This window comes from Prevotella denticola, assembly GCF_900454835.1.
GTDB classification, from domain to species: domain Bacteria; phylum Bacteroidota; class Bacteroidia; order Bacteroidales; family Bacteroidaceae; genus Prevotella; species Prevotella denticola.
Window position 1 is genome coordinate 304787 of sequence record NZ_UGTM01000002.1, and the last position, 12754, is coordinate 317540.

The window sequence follows — 12754 nt, forward strand, 5'->3', positions numbered from 1 at the left end:
GCCTATCATCGCTTATCATCGCCTATCACTGCCCATCACCGCCCATCATCGCCTACCCCATCCCCTCTTTCGGAGGGGCTTGGGGAGGCTTCCCTCCCCCGTCATCCCCTCCCCAAGTCCTCTCCGAGCGATTTGGGGAGGGCTTTTTAAAGTGTATCAGAAACCCTCCTCTGCTTAAAATTAACAACATATTACCCTATTTTTAAGAAGAAATGTAATTTATTCTGTCAAAAACTTGCATTCCCTCTAAATATTTATTAATTTTGCAATCAGAAGGAGACGTAACCTTTAAAGTTTCCTAAGTAAACCGCGCAGCAGCCCTTACCATCCATCAGGGCTTCACATAAACCATATACGCTCCATCGCCCCCAATACCCAACACCCCACCATCGCTTATCATCGCCCACCATCGCTTATCATCCGCCTATCACCGCCTCCCCCACCAGCCGGAAAGGGGTGCAGATTGAGAGAAACTGTTACACAACAATAATTCATTAACATTCAAGAAAGAGATCTATGGAGAAAAGATTCACTTTATTTTTGCTTGGACTCGTCCTGTCTATCGGCACGGCATTCGGCCAGGCAAAAATCAATGGTACCGTAGTTTCTCAGGAAGACGGAGAAGCCGTCGTCGGTGCTTCGGTCATGGTACAGGGTACCACGACAGGAACGGTCACCGACATCGACGGAAAGTTCTCGCTCAATGTTCCTGCAGGAAAGAAACTCGTAGTCAGTTACATCGGCATGACCACCCAGACCCTCACCGCCAGGGACGGCATGAAGGTGGTGCTTGCCAATGACAACCACCAGCTCACCGAGGTCGTCGTGACGGGTATGACCCAGCAGGACAAACGTCTCTTCTCGGGTGCCGCCACGAAGATCGACGCCTCCAAGGCGAAGATCGACGGTATGGCCGACGTCAGCCGGTCGCTCGAAGGCCGCGCCGCCGGCGTGAGCGTCCAGAACGTCTCGGGTACATTCGGTACGGCACCGAAGATTCGTGTGCGTGGTGCCACGTCCATCTTCGGTTCGTCAAAGCCGCTGTGGGTAGTCGACGGCGTCATCATGGAAGACATTGCCAATGTCGATGCAAGCTCCCTGTCGTCAGGTGATGCGAAGACCCTGATATCCTCCGCCATCGCCGGCCTGAACGCCGACGACATCGAGAGCTTCCAGATCCTCAAGGACGGTTCTGCCACATCTATCTATGGTGCGCGCGCCATGGCGGGCGTGATCGTCGTCACGACGAAGAAGGGTAAAGCCGGCCAGAGCCACCTCAGCTATACCGGCGAATACACGCTGCGCCTGAAGCCGAGCTACCGCAACTTCAACATCATGAACTCGCAGGACCAGATGGAGGTCTACCGGGAACTGGAGAAGAAGGGCTACCTGAACTATGCCGAGATTGCCAACGCTTCGACGAGCGGTGTCTACGGACATATGTACCAGCTGCTCTCCGAGTACGATGCCACCAAGGGACAGTTCGGACTGGAGAACACGCAGGACGCACGGGATACCTACCTGCGGGCTGCCGAGTACCGCAACACCGACTGGTTCGACCAGCTCTTCTCAAGTTCCATCATGCACAACCACTCCGTCAGCGCATCGGGCGGTACGGACAAGGGACAGTACTATGCCTCCCTCTCCGCCATGTACGACCCCGGATGGTACAAGGCGAGCCGTGTACAGCGTTACACCGGCAACCTCAACACCACCTACAACATCAGCAAGCAGGTGGGCCTGAACCTCATCGCCAACGCCTCTTACCGCAAGCAGCGCGCACCGGGCTCGCTGACCCGGACCGTCGACCCGGCATCGGGAACTGTCAGCCGTGCGTTCGACATCAACCCCTACTCCTACTCGCTGAACACGTCGCGTACACTCGACCCCAACGTGTTCTATACCCGCAACTATGCGCCGTTCAATATCTTCAACGAGCTGGAGAACAACTACATGGACCTCAATGTCCACGACTTCCGCATCCAGGCGAGCGTCGACTACAAACCCATCTCGAAGGTGAAGCTCACCGCCCTGGTGGCCGTCAAGAGCGCCGCCTCGACGATGGAACACATCGTGCGCGAGAACTCCAACCAGGCACTGGCTTACCGGGCCATGGGGACGACGACCATCCGCGATGCCAATCCCTACCTCTATACCGACCCTGACAATCCGTTCGCTCTGCCGGAGTCTGTCCTGCCGGAAGGCGGTATTCTCGACCGCACCGGCAACCACTTCTTCGGCTGGGACTCGCGTTTCTCGGCATCCTACAACGATGTCTTCAACGACACGCACATCGTGAACCTCTATGCAGGTATGGAGACCAACAGCGTAGACCGCAAGCAGACCTTCGACCGGGAATGGGGCATGATGTTCGACGCAGGCGAGATTGCCAAGCTCAACTACCGTGCCTTCAAGATGTTCCAGGAGGAAGGAACATACTATTATTCGCTCGCGAACACCCACATCCGCAGCCTGGCTTACTTCGGAACAGGCACCTATTCCTATAAAGGGCGCTACCAGGTGACGGGTACTTTCCGCTACGAGGGTACGAACTATCTGGGCAAAGCGACATCCGCCCGCTGGCTGCCTACCTACAACGTCTCCGGCGCATGGAACGCACACGAGGAGGGTTGGTTCGCCGATGTCTTCAAGAAAGCGCTCACCCACGCCACACTCCGTCTGAGCTACTCGCTCACCGGCGACCGCCCGCCGGTCACCAACTCCCTGCCGATCTTCACGGCGGTAGTGCCCTGGCGGCCGTTCACGACCGTCCAGGAGACCGGCTACAAAGAGCAGTTCGGCAACAAGAACCTCACCTACGAGAAGAAACATGAGTTCAACCTCGGGTTCGACTTCGGCTTCCTCGACAACCGCATCAACCTCACCGCCGACTTCTACTGGCGGCGCAACAAGGATCTGATCGGCTATGTGAACCATCCGAACCTCGGGTCCTACAACCTCGCCAACGTCGCCGCCATGAAGTCGAACGGTGTCGAAGTCTCATTGAACACGCAGAACATCAGGAGCAAGGACTTCAGCTGGGAAACCAACTTCATCTTCTCCTGGACACACAATGAAATCACGAGCCTCTTCACCCATGCACGGGTCATCGACCTCGTACAGGGCACGGGCTACAGCCTCGTAGGCTATCCCGTGAACTCCATCTTCAGCATTCCGTTCGCAGGACTCAGCAGCGACGGTCTGCCGACCTTCTGGGACGCCGACGGCAACCGGACGACTTCCGGCATCTACCTCCAGGAACGCGACCAGGACAAGATCGGATTCCTCAAGTATGAAGGACCGGCCGACCCGACGACGACCGGCTCGTTCGGCAACGTCTTCCGCTACAAGAACTGGGACCTCAACGTCTTCATCACCTACAGCTTCGGCAACAAGGTGCGACTCAATCCGGTCTTCAGCAACCGTTACGACGACATGGACGCACTGCCCAAGGAGTTCCGCAACCGCTGGGCATACAGCGGCAACGAGGCGACGACAGACATCCCGGCCATCGCCACACGCCGCCAGAACCGGAACGACTCGCAGCTCAACGTAGCCTACAACAGCTACAACTACTCCGACGCACGCATCGCCAAGGGCGACTTCATCCGCATGAAGGAAATCTCGCTGGGCTACACCTTCCCGGCATCTCTCATCAGCCCCATCGGCATCAACAGTCTGGCTCTGAAGCTGCAGGCTACCAACCTCTTCCTGTTCTATGCCGACAAGAAACTGAACGGACAGGATCCGGAGTTCTTCAATACGGGCGGTGTAGCGGCTCCGGTGCCGAAACAGTTCACACTGACACTGAGATTAGGTCTTTAAACTCTTAATACAGACGGAATTATGAAAATAAAGAATATCATATACAAGAGCGGCCTGATGCTCGCATCGACGGCACTGCTCGCCTCCTGCTCCGACGAGCTGAACACGCTGCCGGACAACCGTACCACGCTGGACAACCCGACAAAAGTGGCCGGTCTGCTCGTGACAGCCTACCCCGACCGCACCCCGACACTCATCAACGAGTGGATGTCGGACAACACCGACTACATGGGTCCGCACAACAGCATGGGCGACCGTGAGGGCGACCAGATGTTCTTCTGGCTGGAAGACACGGAAAGCGGCAACGACTCACCGGAACACATCTGGATGATCTACTATGAAGGTATCTACAAGGCCAACGAGGCTCTGAACGCCATCCAGGAACTCGGAGGCGCCACCAACGCATCGCTCCGCAACTCCGAGGGAGAGGCACTGCTGCTGCGCGCCTACAACCACTTCGTGCTCGTCAACGAGTTCAGCCGTGCCTACAACTCCAAGACCAGCCAGACCGACCCCGGTATCTACTATGCCACAGAGGTGGCCGACTTCTCCGAGACGACTGCACAGGCCAACCGCGGTACCGTGGCAGAGGACTATGCGAAGATAGCCGCCGACATCGAGGCCGGCATCCCGCTGATCAACGACAGCTACAAGGTGCCGAAGTACCACTTCAACAAGAAGGCCGCCTACGCCTTCGCCACCCGCTTCTACCTCTATTACGAGAAGTGGGACAAGGCCAAGGAATACGCCGACAAGCTCCTGGGCAGCAATCCCGGTGCCTCGCTGCGCGACTACCGCACCCTGCAGGCCATGCCGCTGAGCAACTCCTCGCAGGCCGTGAAGATTGCCGAAGCCTACTGCAACGTGGAGGCGGAATGCAACCTGCTCATCCAGACGAGCGTCAGCTATGCCGGCATGGCACTCGCTCCCTGGGGGCTATACAAGCGTTACGCCCTGACCAACTACCTGTCGCAGACAGAGCTGACGGAGAGCGAAAACATCTGGGGATCGGAGTCTGGCCTCATCTGGAAGCCGTTCACCATCAACCAGGGCGAGGTAGACTGCGCCATGACGATGAAGCTGCCGCGTGAAGTGGAGATTCTCAACAAGACGACCGGCTCGGGCTATCTGCGCACGCTGAACGTCGACTTCACCATCGACGAGGCACTCCTCAACCGCGCCGAGGCCGAAATCATGCTCGGACAGGACGATGCTGCCTGCGCCGACATGACGACGTGGATGCAGAACTTCTTCAAGACAAGCGTCACGCTCACCCCGGCAAGCGTAAAGGCATTCTTCGATGCCCTGCCCTACGCCTACGACGATGCAGCGAAACTCAAGCCGAGCATCAAGAAACACCTCAGCCCCCGCTTCACCATCGGCGCCGAAGGCTCCGTACAGGAGTCGCTGCTCCAGTGCGTACTCGACCTGCGTCGCATCGAGACGGTACACCAGGGACTGCGATGGTTCGACATCAAACGCTACAACATCGAGATCCCGCGCCGCCTGATCGGTGCCGACGGAAAACCGCTGCGCAACCTCGACTGGCTCAAGAAAGACGACCCCCGGCAGGTGGTGCAGATTCCGCAGAGCATCCGTGCGGCCGGCGTAATGGGCAATCCGAAAGTCGTTGCACCCAGCCAGTACACGAAGCCGGGCTATACGTACACCCCACGGCCGAAGTACGCAGGACAGGCCCGGCTTTAACCTAACAGAATGCTTCCGGAATCCGGTCCGCCCGTTACCGAACGTCGGGAACATGAATCCCGGCCGTCGGGAATACGATTCCCAGGCACCGGGAACAACCTTCCCAGGCACCGGGAACAGCAGAACAGGCGGGCAGCCCGCATCCTGCAAGACCGGTTCCGGACACCGAATGACGAATCAATAATCAAGGAATAAGAAATGAAAAAGAACATATTGGCTTTATCGCTCCTGGCAGCCGTTGCGGCAGGGTTCGCCTCCTGTTCCGACGACGACCTGTCAAGTGAGAGCGTCATCAAGCGTTCCACGACGACAGAAACCGCCTTCGACAAGTGGCTGTACAAGAACTTCGTGTCGCCTTACAACATCCAGATACAGTGGCGTTACGAGGACAACGAGTCGGACATGGCCTATTACGACGTGCCGGCCGACTCGGCACAGTCCGTCGAACTGGCACACATCATCAAGTACACCTGCGTCGAAGCCTACACGCAGGCCGCCGGCATCAACTTCACACGCCGTTACTTCCCGAAGCTCTTCAGCTTCCTCGGCGAGTTCGAGTACGAGAACAGCGGAAACATCAAACTCGGTACGGCCGAAGGCGGAAAGAAAATCCGCCTGCTCGGTGTCAACCACCTCGACAGGTACAAGAACAACCGTGCCTACCTGGACGAATACTACCTGAAGACCATCCACCACGAGTTCGTACATATCGTCAACCAGACGAAAGACTATCCGCGCGAGTTCGGAAAGGTGACCCCCAACGACTATGTCAACGACTCCTGGAGCTCGAGCAAGTACGGAACGGGCTTCGAGCAGCGCGGCTTCGTGACCGCCTACTCGCAGAAGGAGGAGCGCGAGGACATCGCCGAGGTTGTCAGCACCTACATCATCTCGACGCCCGCACAGTGGAATGCCATTCTGGCAAAGGCCGTCATCAAGGATGACAAAGGGAACGCTGCCAAAGAGCAGCCCGGCGTGACAGCCATCAACAAGAAGCTCGAAATCTGCAAGCGATACTACAAGGAATCCTTCGGAATCGACCTCGACAAGGTGCGCGATGCCGTCATCGAACGTGAGAACGATGTCGTCAGCGGAAATTACAATCTGACGAATCTCAACTAATGAAGAAAGGATCATTTATGAAAGCAAGTAAAATATTCATCGCCCTCCTGATCGCTCTGCCGGCAATCGGCTTGCAGTCGTGCCTGAAGGACCAGGAGGACGTCTTCGACAAGTCTTACTCGGAGCGCATGGCGGAGTTCCTCCAGCAGGCGCAGGACACGCTTGTGAAGGCTCCCTACGGATGGGCACTGGACTACTACCCGGAGAGCAACCAGAGTTACGGCGGAGTGGCCTACACCATCCGCTTCACACGCGACAACGCCATCGTGCGCTATGAGAACAACCCCGACGACGGCGAGGTGAAGTCGCTCTACAGCATGAAGGATGACAGCGGTCCCGTGCTGTCGTTCGACACCTACAACACCTTCCTCCACGTCTATGCCACGCCGAAAGACGGTGAGTACCGGGGCAAGGAGGGCGACTTCGAGTTCATCATCGACAGCATCGGGTCCGACTGCGTCAAGCTGCACGGCAAGAAGTCGGAGAACACGATGTACCTCCGCAAGCTCACGGCTGATGCGGCAGAGTACATGGAGAAGGTGACCGACCTCTCCGCCGACTTCATCTTCTCGGGGATGGAAGTGACCATCGGCGGAAAGCCCTACAGGCTCGTCATCACCGATCCGGACAACCGCCAGCTGGCACTCTACGACGGCAACACACTGGTAGGCACATCGGCCTACGCCTTCACCGACCATGGAATCCGCCTCTACCTGCCAGTCACTGTGAACGGCGTACGGCTGTACGACTTCACCTACGATTCCGCAACGGCGAAGCTGTCGGCCGGCGGTGTCGAGACGACCAAGAGCTTCGTGGATGTCAACGCCATTGCCAAGCTCATCGGGTCTGTCAGCGTGTCAAACGGAGCGAAGACCGTCACGAAGACCGTCCCGCACCTCGACAAGCTCGAGGTTACCTGTGAAGCCTCATGGGTACACCTCTCCAAGAGCGGGAACACACTGACCATCACGGTAGACGCCAACCCCATGGCCACCAAGGCCCGCGGCTCGAAGATCAAGGTGTCGAACGGCACCGACGAGGCGCAGGTACAGGTGCTGCAGTACGACCTGCCGGCTCTCCTGGGTTCCTACAAGCTCACGATGACCGCATACGATCCGGATGCCGAGGCATTCAGGCAGACGACCCGCACCGCCAGCATCAGCTACACAGGCAGCGGCAAGAACCGGAAGTACAGCCTCAACGTGAAGAGCGGCTACGGCGCAGACTACGTCTTCCCGCTGACCTACGTGGCATCGGCAAACGCCTTCCTGATGCAGTCAGGACAGAAAGTGCTGACTCTCCGCGGCCAGAGTGCTACCTATTACATCGGCAATGCCTTCAACATCAACAAGAGCCAGGGTACGGGAACAGGCACCAACGCCTACAACCTGATCTCCTTCGACATTTCCGACAACGGCGACATCAGGGCATCGCTGTGCGGCCCGCTGTTCGTCATCAACGGCGGACAGCTCCAGTACACCGGAATGACCACGCAGATCATCGTCCTCTACGCATTCACCGGCGAGCCGTTCTCCGAGAGCAACCTTGCCGGATGGGTGGACAAGTGGCAGAACGCCGTACTCGAGAAGACCTCAACGTCTTCGCCGGCAAAGCCCGCCCCGCTGTTCGATGACGACGCTGCCGGCAGCGGACACGATACCGCCCTGCCCCAGTACAAGGCAAACCGTGTCGCACGCTTCGACATGGACTGGAGGTCCATCCTGCCGGCATGGAATGCATCCCAAGTGAAACTAAACAAGTAAACGCTTTATGAAAAAGATATTCAATATTTGTCTTCTCTCCGTTGCCGCCGCAGGCTTCATCGCCTGCAGCGACAACGACGACGCAGGCAGCGGATACCTGCGCGAGAACTCCGTGCAGGTCGTCAGCTCCAAGCTCTTCTTCAATGCCGATGCACAGAAAGGAGGCGTGAAGTTCAACGCACCGGCCGGTTCGACGGCCTCCGTCAGCGAGACATGGGCCAAGGCCGAGGTGAAGGAAGACTCCGTCGTCGTCAGCGTGACCAACAACACGGCTTCCGACAGCCGCGCCGCCGTACTGACCATCAAGAACGGCAACGACTCCACCAACCTCTCCATCCTCCAGTCGGGGGCTGTCTTCAAGTACACAGGAGAGCAGAACATCGTCGTCAACGACAACGACACCGCCCTTGCCCTGCCCTATACAAAGGTGGGCGCAGAGCCTTCCATCAGTCTGGGAGTGGGGCCCGGAGCCGCAGCCGTCGCATCGACAGAGGACAAGGGCAACGCTTTCGTGGCACACATCAATGCCAACACGACAGGCGAACCGCGCACCTTCGACCTCGTAATAACCAACCAGGAGAAGCACGACACCGTCACGGTGACACAGGGCAGCCTGAACGATTTCATCGACAAAACGTATTATCTCCAGGGCTACGACCTGCTCAAGCTCACTCCACAGACCCAGAGCCTCGACGAGCTGCTGACGCGGATGACCGGAACAATCAGGAAAGAGGCCGACGGCAGCGTCAGCTTCGCCGTCAGCGGATCGCCGATGGTGGTCCACCTCGGCTTCGATTCCAAGACCCTCGCCTTCTCCCTCAAGGGCGGCGACCTCCTCTCGACGACCCCCAGGGGCAGTGCCTCGCTGCTCCGCGTGACCTCTGTATGGGACAAAAGCTTCTATATCGCCCTGCAGAAAGCCATCAGCCAGGTCGAGAGCCAGCACAACGCAGGAAAGATAAGCGATGCCGACTACGACCAGTTCAACCAGTCGACACTGCCCGGCATCTACAGCATCTTCGCATCCAAGAACCTTTCGATGACAGCTGCAATGATGGCTTCCGAGGAAGACGGGGTCGTCATGGGACTCTTCGAAGACAGCGGAACGAACGCCGCCTACATGAGCCAGCAGACGGGTCTGGCACAGATGGGATTCCCCGTCGACAGTTTCGATGCCAACACGCTGGGTATCTACGAGTACCTGCTGTCGGGCAAAAAACTGACATTCAGACGGCCGATGGTCATGCTGATGGTGCCGGTGTTCTATCACCCCCTCCCTTCGGCAGGCGGTGCAAAGCCTTCCCTGCCACATCAGCAGAAGGCAGGCGTCAGCCTTCCGACACTGAAGGCCCTTCTCCGGTAAGGAACGGAAAGAACCCTGAAATCCCCTTTCCGGGGAAGCTACGATGTGTAGCTGAGACAAAACACGAACAGCCCTGTCCGAGCATGACCTGCCCGGACAGGGCCGTTTCTTTTGAATACGGACAGAACGCCTTCCGCTGAACAGACAGGTTGAGCGGAAGACTTTTTTTGTCAGGATTTCACTTAAAAGAAAACCGCAGCCCCAACCGGCATCTTCCAACAGAGCACTGACCGATATCCGACAGAGGCCCAACCGGAGGCCAGGTAATGCTTAGTTGAAGGCCAGACAGTGCTTAGTTGGATGCCTGTCAGGCACCTTTTCGACAGCATTAGCAACCAGCTGTCTCCGTGCATGTTACAGACACGAATTTCTCATCACCCCAATGTTCTTCAGGAGGATGAAGAAATAAATCATGTAAGGATATTTCATATCCAGAAATTAAAGAATCCGGTCAACTTAGCTGATTCCGAAGAAAAAGAATGCTGCACGCCTGCCACAGAACCTGACGGGCTGTAAGCCGGAGAAACATATTGCAGACCACTGATCGGAAGGGGCCGACTTCACCGGATTGTCCGTCTGCCCGCCATGTTCAGGACAGACGGGACATGTTTTCTCACCTCTGCTCATGACAGTCCACACACCTCTTTCCGAAAACAGAATCGATGTTGCATGATGACTGGCCGGCCACCATGCTTCTTTCAAAATGCCAGATAAACAGACCTGAAATTACCGGGAAAAAACTGGGGACAGCTTACATTACAGACATTGGCTTACTATGTGATTTTACGGATTTTTAACAATTCGGGGGGGTAATTTGCCAAATTATCTGTACTTTTGCACCAAATTTAACTATCTAAGATAGAATATAATAGAAAAGATTTCTGCTCCGCTGACAATGGATATCTATACAACAGAACAGAATGCGTCCGTTTCAAAAACGTCAGACAGGATATACAGAGGCAGCGGCACCGAGACGAATCTTCAGGAAACAGCAGAGACATCCCTGTAGCCGGCCTCTGCACATCACAGGAAACTCATACGAAAACTATCCACTAACGGAATTCAAGCAAAGACAACAATGAACAAAGAAGAAATCAAGAAGACTTACGGGAAACCGGAAATCGAAATCATGCACGTATGCATCGCCAGCCAGCTGCTGGATGCCTCTTTCCCCGGAGACCACCACAAAGGAGACCACAAGACCGGACCCTCGGAAGAATCGAGCGAAGGAGCCAAGAGTGCCTTCTTCCGAAGCTGTGAGAATGCACCGGCATCATGGGAAGACTAAAACAACAGAAAACAAAAACGGAATGAAAATCAGATTATCCTACCAGCAGTGGGCTGTGACAGCCCTGCTGTTTGCAGCAGCCGGCTGTTCAAGCGACGACATAACGACAGAGAAAACTGCAAAACCAGCAGCCGAGGAAAACGAAACGGAACAGACGGGCTTTGTCGCCGGTACGGAAGGTACGCGCACGTCACTGGATTATGACACAAGAGACTTCTTCTGGGAAGAAGGCGACAGAATCTATGTGCAAGACGACGGCAACGTCTTCCAGCACAGCAGCAATGCCGTAACGGGGACAAAGCAGCCTGCCTTCAAGTTCCTGATGCCCGGCACTTACACCCACAACAGCTACACCGTTTACTATCCCGGCAAGAACGGCACCGGAAACAACGTGACAATCGCTTCCGCCCAGACCCAGAACGGACCGGACAACACCCTCCACTTCGGCATATCAGGCGACTGCGGTACAGGCACGGCTACCCACCAACCCAACGGACAGTACAAGTTCCAGCTCAATCATGCTGCCGCCTATCTCTGTTTCAAGCCCACTTACAACCATCCGCTTGCAAGCACCTATGTCACGAAGATTGAAGTGACCGCTAATAAGAACATCGCCGGAGCCTACACACTGGGAACGAACGGACGGCTCACCGGGACAGGCAGCAGCCAGACAATCACACTGACACCCAAGACGGCAGGCAGCAGTGACGGATTCGCCATGCAGAACAATGCAGCCGGGACAAGTTGCGAGGCCGGCCGGATGTTCATGGTCATCATGCCCGGAAAGTACAAACTCACCATAAAATACTACGTCAGGGACAAAGAGACAGGCGTTTCGGGTGTCATCACAAAGACGTTCGGCGAGTTCCAGTATGATGCCAACGGCTACTATGATATGCCGGCAGCACTGTCCATCAGAAACTATGGAGATGATTACTATGCCTGGGATGCCAAGAAGGAATACTGGTTCGGACACAAGAACAACCAGCCGAAGAAAATGGGAGTACCAGGCAGCAATTATCCTACCAGTGCGGATGGCAACCGCTGGTACAACACTTCCAAAGACCCGAATGCCACCGCCAACACCGCCAAGACCTGTCCGAATGCCAATGAACTCGTATGGTACTGTCTGAAAGGCGACCCGCACTGGGACAACAAGACGCTTTGGACCGTATGGGGACATCTGTACACAGGCGGTATGTGGTTCAAGAAGGCAAGCGTCATCGCCTCGGAAAACGGCAAGGGCAGTGCTGATAAACTAAAAGAAAAAGCACCAAGCGGAACAGACTATGTTCACACGCAGCCCTTTATAACTCCACCGGATAACAAGAACATCAAGCAGAAGGCTCCGGACAACCGCAGCAATTATTTCTTCCTGCCTGCCATGGGACGCTATGAGAATGGCAAACTTATAGAGTTCGGTTCGTATGGACGTTACTGGACGAGTACGCCATATAAATGGAATAAGGATGTTTCCTACAGCCTTTATTTCCAGTCGGGTAATGTCACTGTAAGCAATATCATCGAAAAGAAAAACGGTCTCCGTCTGTGGAAGACTGAATAGACATTCCTGTCACTCTAAACAGCAACAGGTGTGCGGAAACGGGGACAGTCCTCATCCGCACACCTGTTTCCGTTTTTCCCAGACAGACAAATTCCCTATCCAAAGAACTTTTATATCGTGCC

General features: G+C 56.0%; 7 protein-coding genes. All 7 read left to right on the forward strand.

The window, feature by feature from the left end; all coding sequences use genetic code 11:
• Positions 1 to 516: 516 nt before the first annotated feature.
• Complete coding sequence (locus DYH27_RS09390; protein WP_025067754.1) at positions 517 to 3825, forward strand: SusC/RagA family TonB-linked outer membrane protein; 3309 nt, start codon at positions 517 to 519, stop codon at positions 3823 to 3825.
• Positions 3826 to 3846: 21 nt separating this feature from the next.
• Positions 3847 to 5532: a RagB/SusD family nutrient uptake outer membrane protein gene (locus DYH27_RS09395; RefSeq protein WP_025067755.1), complete on the forward strand. Its 1686-nt coding sequence runs from the start codon at positions 3847 to 3849 to the stop codon at positions 5530 to 5532.
• A 198-nt stretch (positions 5533 to 5730) separates the two neighbouring features.
• Positions 5731 to 6654, forward strand: a complete 924-nt coding sequence (locus tag DYH27_RS09405; RefSeq protein WP_029216353.1) for a zinc-binding metallopeptidase — start codon at positions 5731 to 5733, stop codon at positions 6652 to 6654.
• A gap of 17 nt (positions 6655 to 6671) precedes the next feature.
• Entirely contained in the window at positions 6672 to 8417 is a 1746-nt protein-coding gene (locus DYH27_RS09410) for a DUF4302 domain-containing protein (protein WP_025067757.1), read from the forward strand.
• 7 nt (positions 8418 to 8424) lie between these two features.
• On the forward strand, positions 8425 to 9780 hold the full coding sequence (locus DYH27_RS09415; protein WP_025067758.1) for a BACON domain-containing protein: 1356 nt from the start codon (positions 8425 to 8427) through the stop codon (positions 9778 to 9780).
• Between the two features lie 1078 nt (positions 9781 to 10858).
• Positions 10859 to 11068 carry a hypothetical protein gene (locus DYH27_RS09425; RefSeq protein WP_025067760.1) on the forward strand — a complete coding sequence of 70 codons (210 nt, stop codon included), beginning with the start codon at positions 10859 to 10861 and terminating at the stop codon, positions 11066 to 11068.
• A gap of 22 nt (positions 11069 to 11090) precedes the next feature.
• Positions 11091 to 12632: a fibrobacter succinogenes major paralogous domain-containing protein gene (locus tag DYH27_RS09430; RefSeq protein ID WP_029216354.1), complete on the forward strand. Its 1542-nt coding sequence runs from the start codon at positions 11091 to 11093 to the stop codon at positions 12630 to 12632.
• Positions 12633 to 12754 lie beyond the last annotated feature (122 nt).